14 protein-coding genes and 1 pseudogene are annotated in these 18,453 nt (G+C 41.7%); 6 read left to right on the top strand and 9 right to left on the bottom strand.

The annotated features are described in order from the left end of the window. The first annotated feature begins 28 nt into the window (after window positions 1–28). A complete protein-coding gene (locus tag AB0756_RS06830; RefSeq protein ID WP_038084803.1) occupies window positions 29–1,528 on the top strand; it encodes an RNA-guided endonuclease InsQ/TnpB family protein in 1,500 nt (499 codons plus the stop codon). A gap of 69 nt (window positions 1,529–1,597) precedes the next feature. Here the strand turns inward: AB0756_RS06830 and AB0756_RS06825 are convergent, their stop codons facing one another. The 4 genes from AB0756_RS06825 to AB0756_RS06810 form a co-directional block, all read right to left on the bottom strand. After that, entirely contained in the window at window positions 1,598–2,191 is a 594-nt protein-coding gene (locus tag AB0756_RS06825) for a CPBP family intramembrane glutamic endopeptidase (protein ID WP_038084802.1), read from the bottom strand. An 80-nt stretch (window positions 2,192–2,271) separates the two neighbouring features. Further along, complete coding sequence (locus tag AB0756_RS06820; protein WP_038084800.1) at window positions 2,272–3,378, bottom strand: DUF3326 domain-containing protein; 1,107 nt, start codon at window positions 3,376–3,378, stop codon at window positions 2,272–2,274. Between the two features lie 75 nt (window positions 3,379–3,453). Then, entirely contained in the window at window positions 3,454–3,630 is a 177-nt protein-coding gene (locus tag AB0756_RS06815; RefSeq protein WP_167844629.1) for a hypothetical protein, read from the bottom strand. A gap of 107 nt (window positions 3,631–3,737) precedes the next feature. Further along, window positions 3,738–4,052, bottom strand: coding sequence for a 2Fe-2S iron-sulfur cluster-binding protein (locus tag AB0756_RS06810; protein WP_038084797.1), 315 nt, complete (start codon window positions 4,050–4,052; stop codon window positions 3,738–3,740). Between the two features lie 394 nt (window positions 4,053–4,446). Between AB0756_RS06810 and acnB the strand changes: the two genes are divergently transcribed. The 3 genes from acnB (at window position 4,447) to AB0756_RS06795 (ending at window position 8,444) form a co-directional block, all read left to right on the top strand. After that, a complete protein-coding gene (gene acnB / locus AB0756_RS06805; RefSeq protein ID WP_038084795.1) occupies window positions 4,447–7,110 on the top strand; it encodes a bifunctional aconitate hydratase 2/2-methylisocitrate dehydratase in 2,664 nt (887 codons plus the stop codon). A gap of 910 nt (window positions 7,111–8,020) precedes the next feature. Continuing rightward, window positions 8,021–8,242 (top strand): type II toxin-antitoxin system HicB family antitoxin, encoded by a 222-nt coding sequence (locus AB0756_RS06800; RefSeq protein WP_038084793.1) that lies wholly within the window; start codon window positions 8,021–8,023, stop codon window positions 8,240–8,242. Further along, window positions 8,232–8,444 (top strand): type II toxin-antitoxin system HicA family toxin, encoded by a 213-nt coding sequence (locus tag AB0756_RS06795; RefSeq protein ID WP_038084790.1) that lies wholly within the window; start codon window positions 8,232–8,234, stop codon window positions 8,442–8,444. Before AB0756_RS06800 ends, AB0756_RS06795 begins: the two co-directional genes overlap by 11 nt. Before the next feature lie 134 nt (window positions 8,445–8,578). On the opposite strand, the pseudogene AB0756_RS06790 reads toward AB0756_RS06795, so the two are convergent. The 3 genes and pseudogenes from AB0756_RS06790 to AB0756_RS06780 form a co-directional block, all read right to left on the bottom strand. After that, a pseudogene (locus AB0756_RS06790) lies at window positions 8,579–8,936 on the bottom strand (Uma2 family endonuclease); the annotation flags it as partial. Window positions 8,937–9,196: 260 nt separating this feature from the next. Then, a complete protein-coding gene (locus AB0756_RS06785; protein WP_038084788.1) occupies window positions 9,197–9,970 on the bottom strand; it encodes a peptidylprolyl isomerase in 774 nt (257 codons plus the stop codon). Between the two features lie 234 nt (window positions 9,971–10,204). Continuing rightward, entirely contained in the window at window positions 10,205–13,639 is a 3,435-nt protein-coding gene (locus AB0756_RS06780; RefSeq protein WP_237266061.1) for a glycerophosphodiester phosphodiesterase family protein, read from the bottom strand. An 811-nt stretch (window positions 13,640–14,450) separates the two neighbouring features. Between AB0756_RS06780 and AB0756_RS06775 the strand changes: the two genes are divergently transcribed. Both AB0756_RS06775 and AB0756_RS06770 read left to right on the top strand, forming a co-directional pair. Next, window positions 14,451–15,599: a sensor histidine kinase gene (locus AB0756_RS06775; RefSeq protein WP_038084784.1), complete on the top strand. Its 1,149-nt coding sequence runs from the start codon at window positions 14,451–14,453 to the stop codon at window positions 15,597–15,599. 91 nt (window positions 15,600–15,690) lie between these two features. Continuing rightward, window positions 15,691–16,983 carry an FAD-dependent oxidoreductase gene (locus tag AB0756_RS06770; RefSeq protein ID WP_038084782.1) on the top strand — a complete coding sequence of 431 codons (1,293 nt, stop codon included), beginning with the start codon at window positions 15,691–15,693 and terminating at the stop codon, window positions 16,981–16,983. A 287-nt stretch (window positions 16,984–17,270) separates the two neighbouring features. On the opposite strand, the gene AB0756_RS06765 is transcribed toward AB0756_RS06770, so the two are convergent. Then, complete coding sequence (locus AB0756_RS06765) at window positions 17,271–17,648, bottom strand: hypothetical protein (RefSeq protein WP_038084780.1); 378 nt, start codon at window positions 17,646–17,648, stop codon at window positions 17,271–17,273. Then, window positions 17,620–18,207 carry a Panacea domain-containing protein gene (locus tag AB0756_RS06760; RefSeq protein WP_038084778.1) on the bottom strand — a complete coding sequence of 196 codons (588 nt, stop codon included), beginning with the start codon at window positions 18,205–18,207 and terminating at the stop codon, window positions 17,620–17,622. The genes AB0756_RS06765 and AB0756_RS06760 overlap by 29 nt, the downstream gene beginning before the upstream one ends. Window positions 18,208–18,453: the final 246 nt, after the last annotated feature.

Raw genomic sequence — 18,453 nt, 5'->3', positions numbered from 1 at the left:
CGTAGGTCGATAAAGAGGATGAGTCAAGATGCAAGTTAGTTACCAGTACAAATTGCGCCCTAGGGAAAATCAATCAAAAGTTATGGATTCGTGGTTGGATATGCAGCGTAGTTTGTTTAACTGGTTTCTGGCTGACCGTATTGACGGCTATTATCAAACCTTTGTTATGGGTGAGTATTGCGATATTAGAACAAGAACTGAGCAATGCCCATTAACTTGTTCGTTGAGCAAGAACTCAAATTTGCACAATCCTTGGAAAAACCCAGACAAAAACGGAGTAGTCAAAAAGCGTTCTGCAAGTTTAATGCAAGATGCTTATTTGGCAGAAATGAAGCAAGCTAGACCTTGGTATAAGACAATCCACTCAAACGTGTTGCAAATGCTGGTAAAGCGTCTTGAGTGTTCTATGGAAGGCTTCTTTAAACATGGTCGTGGGTTTCCTTCATTTAAGAACAGGTCTAACTTTCGCTCTTTCCAGTACAAGCCAGGTGACGTTAAGCTCGACGGGAATAAAATATATCTGCCATTAATAGGGTGGATGCGTTTTTATAATTCTCGTCCTATCCCACAAGGATTCCAGATCCGTACCGTAACACTGCGTAAAAAAGCAGATGGTTGGTACACGAGTATATTAATTAGAGATGATTCAGTTCCTGATTATCCAACCCCAAAAGAAGTTAATACTATTGTGGGAGTGGATATGGGATTGACTAAGCTTGTTCATTGCTCAGATGGTTCTGAGTTTGACAATCCTCGTCCTAGTACGTCCAAGAAAGGTAAACGCACTCTAAAAATCAGGCAGCGACGTTTATCTAGGAAAAAGAAAGGTAGCGCAAACCGCAAGAAAGAGGCGCAAAAACTGGCTCGACTCCACAAAAAACGCGCTGATAAACGTAGTGCCTACCAATGGCTAGTTGCCAGCAAGATAGTTAGAAAAGCTGACGCTATTAGCGTGGAAGATCTCAACATCAAAGGGATGAAAGCAAGGTGTAAGCCTAAGCCTGATGATGTTAAACAAGGTCGATTTCTCAAGAATGGTCAATCCGCTAAACGCGGTTTGAATCGTTCTATTTCAGATGCTTCATGGGGAACTTTGATAGAAAAAATTCAGTACGCGGCTGCGAAGTCGGGAAAAAGTTTTTTCAAGGTTGACCCAAAAAACACGAGCCGTACTTGTTCCAAGTGTGGTGTCGTTGATGCCTTGTCTCGCTTTGGAGAAAAGTTTGTTTGCACATCGTGCGGACATGAAGCGCACGCAGACAAACAAGCGGCAGTTAACATTAAAACCCGTGCTGTACAACAAAACGGGTTAACAATCAAGAAACTTAAAAAGGTACGCAGGGACTCTGCGGAACCCAAACAATTAATATTGTTTGAAACGCCCAACCCTGAATTAACAGCGATTAAAAGGAGACACCGTGCCAGCAATGGCAAGCGCGGTGTGCCTGGGAACCCGCCAACCTCAGTACTACTGAGTCTGTGGGATAACGCGGAAATGGCATATTCGCGTGAATCCCACCCCTTCTAGGGGTGGGTGCGTCAAAAATCTACGTTGCTATCCTAGAAGGATGCTTGTTAGGTACAGATGTGAGTTTTGCTATATCTTGAGTGACGACTGTCCAACCTTCCATAGAAAGCTAGAAATCACATTGGCAATCACATGAGCAACAATTGGCACCAGTAAATTACCGCTCAAAAGAGCGCTGTATCCTAGTAACAATCCAACAACAGTCGCCCAAACTACATAAGGCCATTGTTGAGGACCGCTTAGGTGTAAGATACCAAAGCAAACGCTAGATATGATGACAGCTAAATGATTGAAGCCTAAGGCTGGTACCATAACACCGCGAAATAACAATTCTTCACTCAAACCAGGTAGTAGCCCCAACCAAACGATGTCTGGTAAAGCAAGGGGCTTCAATACCATTTCTAAGTAATAGTTTGCACTTCTACGGTAAGGAGTCCAAAGGCGATAGACTATGCCACTTAAAGTGGTGATAGATAGACCCAAAAAGGCTCCTAGCATTAACTCAGTTTGTTGCCAACGCCAGGACATTAAAGTAATATTGCCAAAGCGCAACCACAGTTTAGCGACTATCCACAAAATAACTGCAGTTACTCCCATCGCCACCAACACTTGGGTGCGTGTCAGGTATGGAACTTCTGGCTCGTGCTTGTGCTGTTGTGCCACGGGAGTCTCCTTAAGGAGGAAAATGAAAAAAATAATGAGTGCTTATTTATGTTAGTCTTGAACGCTTAACAATTCATCATTTATCTTTCATATTGTAATAATCGCAATCGGGATATTTTAGAACTGAGGGTGGATGGGTCGATCCCCGCTTGGTGGGCGACCAATACACCTATGGCTTCTAGATATGAATTGACTTGTATTGATTTGAGCCCCAATGGTTGGGGTGATACTTGTAGTTGAGTGTGATTTTCTGCCACTGTCACGATTTGGCATCGCTGAGTGCGGCTTAAGCTTAGTAAAGCGCTACTACCACAAGCAGTTGCAGGTACAATTGCCGCATCAACTTGATTAACCCAAATGTCTCCTGTTTTGGCTCCAATTTTGGGGCTTATTTTGGTTTCAGACTCGGACAATTGATGACTTTCCGCTACTAAAAATTGGGGTGCGCGACTCAAACCAACAAGCACGCTTGTTAAAAAAGTATAACCCAATTCTTCAGCAGCAGAGCGGGGAGATAAATTGGCATCGAGGGGAGGAGGTAAAAAAGCGGGGGAATGGGCGCAAGGGATCTGAAAAGTTCTAACAATTAAGTGACTGATGACTGCTTCTGCACCTGCTATGGGATCGACTCCTTGCCCTTGACGGTACTTTTGCTCTATTTCCTCATCTATGTTATCGGGAAAACGCGCAACAACGGCGATCGCTTCTGCCCCTGCTTTTTCAATTAAGACGGATGCTGCTCTCAACAGGCTATCTGGGTTACCGATTGTTCCCCAACTTGCTCCCGAAGCCGATGTCTGTAATTGTACTTTTAGTGGAGCATCAGTTATGACATAATCTGTTAAAGATAAACCCAGTGTAGCTCTAGCTGCATCTGCTGCTTGCAGGTGCCGCAATTGTAACTCCGGTTCAATTCCTTGGTCTAAAATCAAACCTATTCGATTCCGATAGACAGGGCGAAGTCCCCACTCACCGGCGGCAAATTTGTCAAGCCCGTAACCTTCTACGTAAAGAGCATTGGGTAAATTCCAGTAGAGATTTGCTCCATTGAGAACATTTGGGTGAGTAATCAAGCGATCGCAAACCCCAGCCACAGCTTTTGCCACTGGCAATGCATCTCCTGCATAGCCGCCAATGGATGCTCCCACACCAGTTGGTACAATTAAAATTGATGTATATAAATTCACAATGGTTAATTAATGGCTAATGGCTAATAGCTAATGGCTGATGGCTAACAATAATTAGCCATCAGCTATAAGGAACTAGCTTTCGTTAGTTACAACAGCTTCAACAGAGCAAGTTTGCTTTTTAACATCTACCGAGGTGATAGCCCAACGGAGAGGTTCTCCCTGTTTTTTTAGTTCTGCTTCAATTGCTTTTTGCAGTTCGGTGGGAGTTTCTTGTAAGTCAATTTCTGCAGTAATAAAATGAGTTGTCATCGTGTTATTCCTAACTTGTGTACGGAGGAGATATATACGTCTGTTTAATCCCGCAGAGAGGGCTCCAACATTTGCTGAAGACCTCGCATTTTAGATGAGGTTGCTTCCTATTTACCAAATTGCAACTGATAAACTATTTCTTCTTTCTCAGTTTCAATTTTCAAATCAGAGCGAGGATAGGCGACACAAAGCAATACGTAGCCCTGCTTTTGAAGGTCTGGACTAACGCCCATGCCATCAGTTTGATCCACAGTTCCGGAAATAATTTGAGCTGCACAAGTCGTGCAAACTCCTGCATGACAGGAACTCGGCAACTCTAAACTAGCAGCATCAGCGACTGATAGGATGGTTTCATTTTCGGCAACTTGCAAAGTATGAGTTTTGCCTTGGTGGATAATTTCAACTGTGTGTGTTGTGGGCATAGATAATGAGTCAGTATGAAGTATGAAGTATGAAGTATAAACTTATCACCTCTATGACATTGATAAAAGTAGGAAACATGAATCTTGAAAAAACTTGATTTTTCTGCTAACCGTAGCTTGGCATATCACAATAAGTTTTTCTGCGAACATTCATGCTTTATACTTCATACTTCTTCAGTCAAATATTTTATCCTATGAATAGGCAGAAACCCAATTAAGAAAAGCAAACAAAAGAGTTATCTTAAAAGAGCTTGACTAAGAAACGCACATCGGAGCGTGATAATTATAAGTCCTTTTAAGAGGGGTTAGGGTAATGGGGTTAGGGACTAGAGAATTCCACCTGACCCCAGACTCCTAACCCCTAACCCGTGTAGTTGAATATCTGGAGAGCAGAATGTTAGAATCATACCGCAGACACGTTACAGAAAGAGCCGCCCTTGGAATCCCCCCCTTACCGTTAGATGCAAAACAAACATCAGAATTATGTGAATTACTGAAAAATCCTCCTGCGGGTGAAGAAGAGACATTACTGCATTTGTTGCGCGATCGCGTTTCTCCTGGGGTCGATCCTGCAGCGTATGTCAAAGCAGGATTTCTCACTGCCATCGCAAAAAAGGAAGTAACTAGCCCCTTGATTTCACCTATTGCTGCAGTGCAATGGTTGGGTACGATGGTAGGTGGTTACAACGTCCAATCGTTAATTGAACTTTTGCAAACTCCCACCACATCCCTATCGGATTCTTCGGAAACACCCCTAGTGATGAAAGGGCAAGGAAAGGAACCGATAGCCGCCTATGCAGCAGAGGCATTAAGCAAAACCCTTTTGGTGTATGATTCCTTCCACGATATTCTAGAATTATCTAAAACTAATCCTTTCGCCAAACAGGTCATTGATTCTTGGGCAGAAGCTGAATGGTTTACATCTCGTCCAACATTACCAGAATTCATCAATGTCACTGTCTTCAAAGTACCGGGCGAGACAAATACCGATGACTTATCCCCCGCAACTCAGGCTACCACACGTCCCGATATTCCCCTACACGCCTTGGCAATGTTGGAAAGTAGATTGCCAGGTTCGCTGCAAACTATCGCTGAGTTAAAGAAAAAAGGTTTTCCCATAGCTTACGTTGGGGATGTGGTAGGGACTGGTTCCTCCCGCAAGTCGGCAATTAACTCCGTACTGTGGCACATCGGGCATGATATTCCTTATGTACCCAACAAGCGATCGGGAGGGTATATTTTAGGCGGTACCATCGCGCCCATATTCTTTAATACTGCAGAAGATGCTGGTGCTTTACCCATCCAGTGCGATGTCACAAAGATGGAAACCGGGATGGTCATTACTATCTACCCGCATAGAGGAGAAATTACCAACGCAGATGGCGAAGTAATTTCCACCTTCACCCTCAAACCCGACACAATACTTGATGAAGTCCGTGCTGGCGGACGCATACCCTTACTGATCGGACGTACCCTCACGGATAAAACCAGACTTGCGCTTGGTTTAGAACCCAGCACCATCTTTATCCGTCCCAAGCAACCCGCCGACACGGGCAAAGGTTATACCTTGGCACAAAAAATGGTAGGTAAAGCTTGCGGTTTACCAGGAGTTCGTCCCGGTACATCCTGCGAACCGCTTGTGACAACCGTTGGTTCTCAGGATACAACAGGACCGATGACCCGCGATGAATTAAAAGAACTTGCTTGTCTCGGTTTCTCTGCTGACTTGACGCTTCAGACTTTCTGTCATACAGCAGCTTATCCCAAACCAGTTGATATCAAAACTCAAAAGGAACTACCCGACTTCTTCGCCTCTCGTGGGGGTGTTGCTTTACGTCCCGGCGATGGTATCATTCACTCTTGGTTAAACCGGATGTTGTTACCAGATACCGTAGGAACAGGTGGAGACTCCCACACTCGTTTCCCTCTAGGTATTTCCTTCCCCGGTGGTTCTGGACTGGTGGCGTTTGCTGCAGCATTGGGTGTGATGCCATTAGATATGCCAGAATCCGTGTTGGTAAGGTTTAAAGGAGAGTTGCAACCCGGTATTACTCTCAGGGATATAGTGAATGCCATTCCCTATGTAGCAATTCAGAAAGGTTTGCTTACAGTAGAGAAGCAGAACAAGAAAAATGTCTTTGCTGGGCGAATTCTGGAAATGGAAGGCTTGCCAGATTTGAAAGTTGAGCAAGCGTTTGAACTGACTGATGCAACTGCCGAACGTTCTTGTGCTGGTTGTACAATCAAATTGAGCGTTGAGACAATTTCAGAATATCTGCGTTCCAACATAGCTCTGTTGAAGAACATGGTAGCACGGGGTTATCAAGATGCCCGTACTCTCATGCGGCGCGTTGCCAAGATGGAAGAGTGGTTGGCAAACCCGGTACTCTTAGAAGCAGATGCGGATGCAGAATATGCAGAAATTATCGAAATTGATTTGAACGAAATCAAAGAACCCATTGTAGCTGCGCCTAACGACCCCGATAACGTGAAATTATTATCGGAAGTTGCTAATGACCCAGTACAAGAAGTATTCCTTGGTTCTTGTATGACAAATATCGGTCATTATCGTGCCATGGCAAAGGTGTTGGATGGTGCGGGTGCAGTGAAAACGCGCTTGTGGGTTTCTCCACCAACTCGCATGGACGAACAGCAACTAAAAGAAGAAGGTGTTTATGGTATTTTTGGTGCTGCGGGTGCGCGGACAGAAATGCCAGGTTGCAGTTTGTGTATGGGTAACCAGGCGCGAGTTGCTGATGGCGTAACGGTGTTTTCTACTTCTACCCGCAACTTCAATAACCGCATGGGTAAAGATGCACGAGTTTATCTCGGTTCAGCGGAATTAGCTGCAGTTTGTGCGCTGTTGGGAAGGATTCCAACCGTGCAGGAATATTTAGATATTGTGGCAAACAAGATTCATCCTTTTGCTGATAATTTGTATCGGTATTTGAATTTCGATCAAATTGCTGGTTTTGAGGATGAAGGGCGGGTCATTCCGTTAGAACAAATGCCCAAAATAGAAGACATTTTGGGTATGCCTGCAGCGTCTAAAAAGTAGTTTATCTATAGTGGGCAATACTAACCCTATCAAGGTGACTTAAAAAATTGCGATCCAAGCGGCAATTCCTCATCTTCTCTCTCTGTGCTCTCTGCGCCTGGTGCGGTTTAAAAGTAATTTATCTAACCGCCGAGACCCAGAGGACGCAGAGGTAAGAGGTGAGAAAGCGATTGATTTGTTGAAGTTTTTATTCACCTCAGCAGGGCTAGGTGGGCAATGCCCACTATAAAGACACAAAAAAAGTTTAATCATTTATAGTAAGAAGGGAAGTGTCTTTTTTTACCACAAATTGCTACACGCTTTATCTTATCAGCCTTTCAAGCTCCTTTGTCACCCCTCAGGTATTAGACCTAACTCCAAGTGATACAACAAGAGATTCAATTTGGTTCGAGCGATCTCTGTTCTATCAGATTTTCGCGTTTGCTTGGGGTGTTGGAGGCATTCGCCTTTCTCTTGAACTAGAATCTACAGTGTTGTAGTGGTATAAGTCCACTATCCGAAGGAACAAAATAAATAAAACAGGACAAGAAATAATGAGTTACTTGAAAATTGATGCCTTAATACAGGCAATAGTATATAGCGCTTCCCACTCTGCTGAGGTACGATTTGAAATTTGCTTGTATTATTGATAAGGGTTCAAAAAATCTAGGTGTACCTCATGTGCTTGGGAAAGGCTATATTGCGCTCAAGCAAGTCAACAAAATCTTGGGCGTCGATTTGCTGCTTATTTTAGACGAAAGCTAGGTAAAGCAGGAGCACATGGAGAAAGAAAACTTAAGGATCAAAGGATTTTTTTCAGTCTAACTTATATAAAAATATGCTATTCTTAGCTAAAGATTACCTGCATTTTTGATGCAACTTAAATTTAGCTTCTTAACTCAAAATATTGCTCAGAGTTCGAGTTATCTTTATGAATTTTTTACTGAACTATACTATTGTTATACGTCCTGATGATAATGGTACTTTTGTCGCTTATCTTCCAGCAATTCCTGGCTGTCATGCATGGGGACAAACCCCAGATGAAGCTCGTACTGAACTGGTTTGTGTTTTTGAAATGATTAAGCAAGAATACGAAGAACAAGGACGTTCTCTCCCTAATGATGTCGATCTAGTAATTGCCAATGCCAGCTAAAGCCAGCGAATTACAACGAGTTGCTCGGAAACTAGGGTTTGAAAAGGTGAGACAAAAAGGGAGTCACAGTCGTTGGCAACATTCAGATGGACGAGCAACCACTATTCCCGTTCATGCTAACGCTGAAATTGGTAGTTGGTTGTTTCATCAGATTCTTAAGCAATTGGGTATTACAGAGGAAGAATTTAACCAGTTACGCTAGGTGGGGAGATCTCCAATTCACTCTCAGAACCAATTCTTGTATTTAACTGTAATTGCGACATTAGCTGTGGTTTGTGCTCTGTTGGGAAGGATTGCAAAGCGCTCGGCAAACTTAAGGTAATAATCATCCCGCTAATTAGTACTAACGACTTCGACTACTAAGGGGACAGATGCCGATTGAGTGACTGTTGACTGTTTTTGAAAAAGAACCTCATTGCTGAGATTCTCAAGATTTAGCTAAAGCTGGTAAATAAGTAGATTTGGCAGAAGGTGTTTTAACAAAAGCTGTTTTAGGAATACGATACGGTAACCCTAATCTGACATACTCTATAGTGATTTTCTCGGCTAAAAATCCAACAACTTTTTCATGGTCTCCAGTTGGAGGTGGTATCTCTATAATGACTCCATGGCGTAACTCGTAGCGCTTTCCATCGTTTGGGTACCAGCCAATAAATTCTTCGTAGGTTATTAATTTAGGTAGGGCGTGGGTCATAAGTTAGCACCTCCCAATATATTTGCCTTCTATTCAGGGAGCATTAACATTGCTGAAATTATAATTCTATTGTAATCTCATGTTTTATTCCCTTCGGTGCTCTCAAATTATCGCTCTTGTTCTCCTCTTTCTTCGTGTCCTTTGCGTCTTTGCGGTTCATTTAAATAATCTTTAGGAGAGCAAGGACTAATTTCACAAGCATAATACCTTTGCCCTAGCTTCAATTATTTGCATCTGCATTAACCACACGGGAAGCACTATCAAGCACTCTTAACTTCCTTGTGTTCGTCTTGAATTTCTGGAAAATCCTCTTTAAGATTTTGCATGCACTCTTTTAACTGAGTTTGCAGCCAATTCTCATATAATTCGTTCAGCAGACGTTGCTTTGTTGCTTCATCTAATTGTGCTGGTAAAAACTTTTCAAGCCGCAGTATGACGATCCAATCACCTAAAGGCGTGGGTGGTAAAAGTTGACCGGGCTGAACGGATGACAGCATTTTTGCTAAGGCTGGATGGGGAACTCCTAACTCTACAGGACCGAGTATACCGCCTGTTTGTGCTTCCGGACCATCTGAATATTCGCGAGCGAGTTCGCTAAACGATTGTTCTCCTTCTTGAATTCGGAAGTACAATTCTTGGGCAATACAAATGTCTTTTACCCGTATCAGCGAATACACAACTCTATCTAACTTTGCTTTGCGTTGGACAAAGTAAGATTGCAATTTATCTCCCCAAGTCGTTTTTTTGAAGGTTTCAAGTTTGACGTTACGGGTCACTTGATAATCGAGTTGTTTGCGGTCTATTCCACGGGCTTGCAACCAAGCTTCAAGCTCTGTATCGGAATTCAACTGTTGCTGTTGATAAAACTGCTTGTAAATCTGAGCTGTTTCTTCTGGTGATAGGGTAATATTAGAAATTGCCGATTCTACAACCATTTCTTGTACCAACTGCGGTAGTATTCCGTACTGCTTTAGTAGAGGAACAATGTTAGTTTTTGTAATTGTTTGCGAACCTATTTGTAAAATGGGAGTCATAAAATAGTTAAAGTTAAAAGATATCAAACACTCTGTAGATCGGCAAGCACCTTGTTTATTAATTTTACGTAAATTAAAAGTATAAATAAATACTTAATAATGGTTTAACAAGAAACTTAGCTCTTCTAAAGTATTTTAATTGTATTTCTCGTAGTTGGCATACCAAACAGGTGAGATTCCCGACTTCTCCAAGAAATCGGGAATCTTATGGCTGAGTAGAAATTTCGGGTTTCGTTAAGCGCTCAAGCCATCAGTATTGCCGATCGCTATGTTATCGTTAGCTAAACCATACTGCAACCCAGCAAGTCCCACGCGTGGGTCGAGATTGAGTGTTGTTCCTAACTCAAGCACGAGAATTTCATTGTTGTCCGGAGCAGACGATCGCCCACCACCACCGGGGTAGTTGTTATCATTGGCAACTAAGATCGTGTTGCGATCGAGCACCAACACATCCTCGATAGTCACAAAGGGGAAGGTAAACAATTGACTGCCATCGCCATTCAAGTCCTTTGGATCTTGAACGTTCAGCAGGTTGGCAACTTCCTCTTTAGCAACAAAGCCATTGGCATCTTTCTGAGAAAGGTCAACTTTGAAAATCTTTTTAAATTGTGCGGTAGCACCTTGACCGTTATCACGCTCAATGACAAGATACTCACTATCGTTAATAACGGTAAAATCACCAATGGCGTTGCTTGGGTTTTCCAGTTGATAGTAACCAGCAATACCATCAAACTTATTCGATACCAGATCGTATTGGTAGATTCTCAACGAACCTACCGGATCGCCCACCACAGTTCCTTCAAGTAATGGGTACAGAGTCGTTTTACTGGGGTTAATTGCTAAGCCCTCAAATCCTCTAGAACCACCAAGATTAGAAACTACGGGTTCTCCTACATACAAGTCGCGTACCGTATCGCCTGTTCCGGGGAAGTCTGTGAAGAAACCATCAACACCCAACTCGATGAACTGCTTGTACTCCTGTACGGGATCGCCGTTGTAATCTGATGCTAAGAAGACACTTTCATTGCGGAAGGTGTAAGGATGGACCAACAAACCGGCAGTATGGGCATCTTGAACTAAAGTTGTGGGATTACCCAAAACTCTATCCGCATCGTTAATAGTCCCATCACCATTAAGGTCATCTGGCTGACCGTCACCGTTGCGATCGACTGTTTGCGCTGGGACAATTAAACGTTTGTTGGGACCGATACCAGATGCGTAGTCATTGACAAAATCTAATCCTGTTGGGGTTGCTAAGTCGCCATAGGTACGAGAGTCGCCACTGACTGTAAAGTCATAAGGCTTTTCTGTTGCATTACCATATAACTGAACCAGTGGCACGTCAATCCCTGCTTTGGGCAACAGTACATCATTCAGTTCTTGTAAATTTCCCACTTCAAAGGATTGGATAAAGATCCGCGTTGGATCGGTAAAGCTCTTAGCAACTAAAGTATCAACTAACTCTTTACCCAAGTTGGTATTGATAGGGGTTCCATCGATACGTTTGCCTTCCGTGGCAAAATAGGTGGGGTGCTTAGTTTCAGGATAAATGCCTATCTTGCGCCCGGTTTCTTTTTCCACCTGCTGCACTAAGTCAATGACTTCTGCTAGGGTAGGAATCTTTAAACCATCATTGTTGTATTCAGTTCCTCGCAAATCGGGTAAGCGTTCGATAGCATTGAGAGTTTTAATTTCTGCGAGGGTAAAGTCTTCCGAGAACCAGCCCCGGATAGTACGACCGTCAATGACTTTAGTGGTCAGACGGTCGGCGAACTCAGGACGTTGGTAAACGTCCGTGCTGGTGTCCGAAGTGTTGAGCGTACCATCTGCGTTAAGAATGGCAAGAGCGTTTTCGTGACGGGCAATTAGGACACCATCTTTGGTAGCAACTAGGTCGGGTTCGATAAAATCAGCACCTAATGCGATCGCTAATTTATACGATTCCAAAGTATGCTCCGGGCGAGATCCGCTAGCTCCTCTATGACCGATAACAATAGGAGCGCTACCAGTTAAGGTATCAAATTCAGCCCTTTTCAAGACATCAGGGTTGTCAGGGGAGCGTACAAAAGTTCCGACGATCTGGTCGCGAACTAAGTCAGCAGTACCGGGAAAATCACTGAAGAGAGCATCAACTCCAAGTTGGTAAAACTGTCTGTACTCTAGTTGTGGATTGCCGTTGTAATCTGATGCTAGATAACGTCCTTCATTACGGAAGGTATAAGGATGTACCTGTAACCCTGCTGCATGGGCATCTTGTACGAGTGTTGTTGGTGGAGTGGTCACTTTGTCAGCATCATTGATGACACCATCATTGTTGAGATCGTCTGGATTGCCATCTCCATCGCGATCGACTGTCTTCACTGAGACAATCATCCGCTTCCACGGACCAATACCATCAGCATAAGTCGCTATTTCTTTCAAGCCTTCTGGAGTCCGCAGATCCGCATAAGTCCGGGAATCTCCACTGACAACAAAATCATAAGGTTTGGTTTCAATCAACGAACCATCATCTCTGACATCAACAGCATCTAACAACTGAACCAAGGGAATATCTGTTTTCTGATTGAGTTCTTTGAGGTTGCTGGTTTCAAAAGATTGGATAAAAATTCGGCTGGGGTCGGTAAACCCTGTTTTTTCCAGGGTGGCTAACAGGGGTTCTTCTAAAGATAAACCAATGGAGTCATGGTAAGTGGGGTGTTTGGTTTCGGGATAGATACCAATTTTCTTCCCTGTTTGTGCTCCTACCTCTTTAACCAAATTGATGACTTCTTCTAAGGTAGGAATTTCAAACACTCCATTGAAGACTTGAGGGCGGAAGCTTTGAGGCATAATTGCCCGTAAAGTTTTGATTTCTGCTAGGGTAAAATCTTCAGCCCAGAAACCTTCTTCAGTTACTCCATCAATGACTTTAGTTTTTTTACGCTCAGCAAACTCAGCACGAGTTGAGACATCGGTTGTAGCTATCAAATTGGGTTCGTGACGAGCAATCAGAACTCCATCTTTGGTAGAAACCAAATCTGGTTCAATGAAGTCTGCACCTCTTTCTATTGCTAGCTTGTAAGCTTCGAGAGTGTGTTCTGGCAATTCACCGCTTGCACCTCGGTGTCCGATAACTAGAGGGGCTTGACCGTTAAGGGTATTGAGTTGAACAACACTGCGGTTAGGGACGGAAATAGGAGCCTCAAGGAGCTTACCCGTGCTGTCAAAATGCAGCAAGTAAGGTCCAAACTCATCACCGACCCACAGCGTACCATCTTTTGCTAGGACAAATGACTCTACATCAAAATCTGCACCTGTTAACAAGCGATCGCTCGTGCTTTCATTAACAATCTTAAAGGGGACTCGGTTATCTGGGTCAGATAGTTGTATATAATTTAACACCTTAACACTCCCGTCGCCCCCTTCTATACCTTGGAAACTGGGGTCAAGGCGATAAATTCGTAACAGGTAATCCGCGCTATTATTTTTTGCACCAAAACCATTATCTGTTAAAAACCAGAAAGTATTTTGGTCGGCAAACTGTACACCACTAAAGCCCTGAACGGGTTGACCAGGAAATGGAGTGGTTCGTCCATTGGTACTTGTAAGAAATGTGCCAGATTGAGGACCTTCGGCAAATGTATCTGCTGGTAGAACTGCAAATCCCTTGAGTGTTACGTCTGCCATAATTTTTTCCTATTTTGTGAGACACACAATGTCCTGAGCTTTGGATATTCTGCTTATCCATAGCAAAGAACAATGGCTTTTTTAAAGGATAAAGGATGAAGTTTGAAGGATAGAGTATTTCATTTTTTAGACTTGATACTGCATCCTGTTTCATCTTTTATTCCTATTGAGGCTTTTTTGCACCCTGTAATTTCTTTATCAAAATTAAAATTGGATCGTGAAGATCGAGCCAGTGCTTTCTATAGAAAGTCTCAAAGAATACATTTCGTGCATTTAATCTGATAAATTGCACGGAAGTTTGAGTTAAGCTTTCTATACAATTCCATCCAACCGCCTCTAGGTTAAGAACAATAAATCTTTTGATTAAGATTCAGTATTTTTTCTAAATAAGTATGCACGGAGGAGAAGCATTTTCTCCGTCAAAATACGTAAAAATTTATTAAAGTTTAACCAACCCATCAAAATCACAAGCGTTTTATCTCTCAATATCGAGCTATAGCAGTCTTAAATGAAATATACAAATAAGAGTGAAGACTGCTAATGGCTAATTGCTAATAGCTAATTGCTTTTTGACCATTAGCTATTAGCCTTTTCCAAATGATTTCGGGATTGCAGATTGCTATGTTAACGCTTAAACCAAATTCTCGTACCTACAGTCTGTTGAAATTACCTATGTCATCCCTCAAAGAAGAGGTTACTGTAGAAAAAATGATTATAAATTGTGCTGGCGCAGGTAAAACCCTAGGTTAAGTACTCTTTGTAGGGCACTTATACAGCATGACATAAACAAAACAACCGTTAAAAAGTAATCATTATGATATTAATCGTAGATGACGAACAGCACAACCTACGTATTCTATCTAGCACCTTAACTCAGCAGGGGTATGAAGTCCAGTGTGCCAAGAACGGGGAATTGGCTTTACTAACAGCACGAGAAACCTTACCGGATTTAATTCTGCTAGATATCATAATGCCAGATATGGACGGGTACAAAGTTTGTCAACATCTCAAAGCTGATGCAGCGACTCGCGATATCCCAGTTATCTTTTTAAGTGCTTTTAATGAAACTTTGAATAAAATAAAAGCGTTTGATGTTGGGGGTGCAGATTACATTACAAAACCTTTTCATGTAGAAGAAGTTTTAGTTCGCGTGAAAAATCAACTGGAGATCCGGTTGTTGCAAAAGAAACTTATAGAAAAAAATGCTTTGCTGCAAACAGAGAACTACGAACGACAAGAAGCACAACGGAAGCTCGAACAAATAACCGCTGAGTTAAAACGTTCAAATCAAGAACTCGAGCAATTTGCTTACGTAGCAGCTCACGATTTACAAGAACCATTACGAGCAATAACAAGTTACACTCAGATCCTAGCTTTGGAATATCAAGATCAGCTAGATGAAACAGCAATTGAGTACGTGAATTTCATCGTAGATGGAACAATACGAATGCAGCAGTTAATTCAAGACTTGCTCGCCTATTCCCGTGTAGGGACTCGTGGTAAAGCATTTGTACTGACTGATAGCAACGTTGTGTTAAACCAGGCTTTGAAGAATTTGCAAGTCGCAATTGCTGAGAAGCATGCCATTATTACCTATGACCATTTACCAATAATTCTAGGCGACAAAATTCAATTGATACAACTTTTTCAAAACTTAATTAGTAACGCTATTAAGTTTCATCGGGAAGAGTTTCCTCAAGTTCATATTTCTGCTCATTTAAAAGATCGGGAATGGCTATTTTCTGTAAAAGACAATGGAATTGGCATTAAACAAACTTATCTCGATCGCATTTTTGAAATTTTCAAACGTCTTCATTCTCGTCAGGAGTTTCCCGGTACAGGTATCGGTCTAGCTATTTGCAAAAAGATTGTCAATTTCCATCACGGGCGCATTTGGGCTGAATCTGAGTTAGGGGTGGGTACAACGTTTTACTTTACTTTTCCTGATTCTACCATCAGTTAGATTTTTACCGATCTCTAATCCTTACCCCCTATAAAACTGTTATCATCCCAGAAAAAGCGCTCCTCGTTTAAAGTCGCTATTGATAATAATTATGGTTAAAAAAGTTGCGATTGTCGGTGCAGGACCTAGCGGGCTCTTGCTTGCTCACTACTTGTTACGCCGTGGCGATCGATATAAAATTGATATTTATGACCGCCGCAGCGATCCTAGAAGAGTCCCATTCTCAACCTCAAGAACCTTTCCCATTTCCCTCAACGAAAGAGGAATGAGCGCCTTGAGAAATATTGAGGGTTTGGAGGAGGCGATTGAAGCTATTAGTGTGAAAATGACTGGAACGATTTTTCACCAAAAGAACGGTACGCAACGGTTAACACCTAGAAAAAAACCTCTCACGACTCTAGATCGGACTAGTTTAGCGATCGCTTTGTTAGAAAAGTTGACTGAAAAATATGATAACAGCCAGCTTAACACTCACTTCAATTGCCAATGCACATTTGTGGATTTTAGCGAGAAGAAGCTAAAGTTTCAAAACTTGGAGTCAGAAACAGATTTTGATGTTGATTGCGATATTTTAATTGGTGCAGATGGCTCCCGTTCTGCAGTCAGAGAATATTTTCTGCATACTAAAGATTTTCATTGCGAACAAAAGTACGTTCCCAATAACTATAAATCTATTTTTCTTCCTCCTCTTAAAAATGCAAAAATTAACTTAGAACAAGGCAAAATTCACTCGTGGATACAAAAAGATGGTACATACGTAGTTTTACTACATCAACGAAACGGAACGATGAGTGGCGTCATTTTATTTGTTCATAGTAAAAATCAGATAGATTCTCTCTCTAGCACAGAAGAAGTGATTGCATTTTTTCAAAATAATTTTCCAGAAGTTGCTCAACTGATGCCACAAGAGGAGGCTGAAGCTTTTCTTGCTAGACCAACATCAAGAATTTTAACAGTCCGTTGTAACCGCTATCACGAAGGGGATAGTGCTTTGTTAATTGGAGATGCTGCCCATGCTGTATCTTCTTCTATCGGTCAGGGTTGCAATGCTGCTTTAGAAGATGTGGTTTTGTTAGACGGACTTTTGAATGAATATTCCGACAATTTTGCCTTAGCAATCGAACAATTTACTGTTCGTCGAAAACAAGACGCCCATGCTTTAGTAGAGCTTGGTGATAACGCTTTTCCCTCAACTACAGGATTGTTTATTGAGTTTGCTTTACGGGAAAGCGTTGCTAGATTTTTGCACAAAATATTCCCGAAATACTTTACACCTCCTATTTCAGAGTTGATATTTGAAACGACAACTCCTTACTCAGAAATCTTGAATTTATACAAAGGTTGGATTTCCAAAGTCAAAAAATCAAATGCTTCTCTTCAGTAAGGTTTTACAATGTAGACAAGAATTATGGTTACCTAGTAGTTCGTTGTTTACCTTTTCATTGATGGATTGATAAGCTAAGACGCACTTAAATTTTAAAGCCAACAACCTCATAGCAAGGTTTTCAAGCTTAAAAAAGTACAATTTAGATGCGCGATAGCTTAGATAATGATGATGCCAATTCTAAAAATTAGCACCGTCACTCACTGCCGATCCAATTTAATATTGTGACGCTCGCTCATCATAACCACCTTCGTTAGTACCGATATAGTAGTTTTGCCTTGGCTATGCTAACAGTCTAAAATTTCCCTGATAACACTTTTTATATCTTTATCTCCGGGGCGTTTGGAAAATTGCTCGTGACTGTAAATCCATACAAGTTTAATTACGCAGTTATTAGCATTGATTAAATACATTAATCTAATTTGACCAGAAGCACCTTTAGAAACCTTTAACTCTAGCTTATGAAAAGTCCATCCTTCGGGTAATTGAATCTTACTAGGTAAAGGTTCTTGACGAGAATTGATAGGATATTGGTCTTCAATCAAACCTTCTAAAACATCTCCGATCCTCTCAATAAAATTAGTTCCAAGAACTTTAGCAAGTTTTTTGAACGAGCGTTTGAAGTTTTCAGATTCTTCAATCAAGAAGTGAGTTGAGCCAGTCACGCACTTCTCCTTTGCTTATACGACGCGAAGCTTCCAACGTACAAGCATCTTCCAACACTTTAGATATGACTTGTTCATACGCAGGATTCTCTCGTTCTATGACATCCAATTTCTGATGACCCAATGCTTTCATGTCTTCTAAAAGAATAGGTTCAGTAGAACTGGCTTCGGAAGGTAATCCCCTACGAGCTTTTTTCCAAGGAAACTCTAAATGTGTCATACCACTTAAGCGATAAGCATGGTAGCCTCCAAAATATTCCCAAACTTCTTCCAAAAGTTTTTTCTTTTTATCTGGAATCTGTAATAAAACGTCTTTGCCAGGAATGGGTAATTGATTAGCTTCAAATTCACTATAGAATTTATAAGCCGGAGGACAGACGGGACCGTATCGCCATGCTTGGATAACCTCATCAAACAATGGCTCATCGTAAAGTGCCAAATGTATACTCTGGGCATAATATAAAAGCTTTTGAACTTTCATGTTAGTCATTTCAGCTTCTATACCTTCTTCATAAGCTCTAACTATAAAGTAGCGAGCTATGATGAGACAATTTATCATACCCAAACCTGCTACTCAAAACAAAGGCTTTTTTTTCAGCTATATTTAAGTCTAATACCAATTTTATGTGAAGTTGCACATTCTTGACCTCACTATAAGGGTGGGGCTACACAAACAAAGCCTGCCTTTGCAGACTAATAAGATGCGTCTTTATAGAAAATTGGTATAGCTTACACAACTATTATAGTCTAAAACAAACTTAATAATACAAAAGTACTAATTTAATAAAAATTTATCCGTACTGCG

This window comes from Tolypothrix campylonemoides VB511288_2 (assembly GCF_045999855.1).
GTDB classification, from domain to species: Bacteria; Cyanobacteriota; Cyanobacteriia; order Cyanobacteriales; family Nostocaceae; genus Scytonema; species Scytonema bouteillei_A.
The sequence above is the reverse complement of the archived record's forward strand: the minus strand, read 5'-3'. Positions and strand labels throughout refer to the sequence as shown.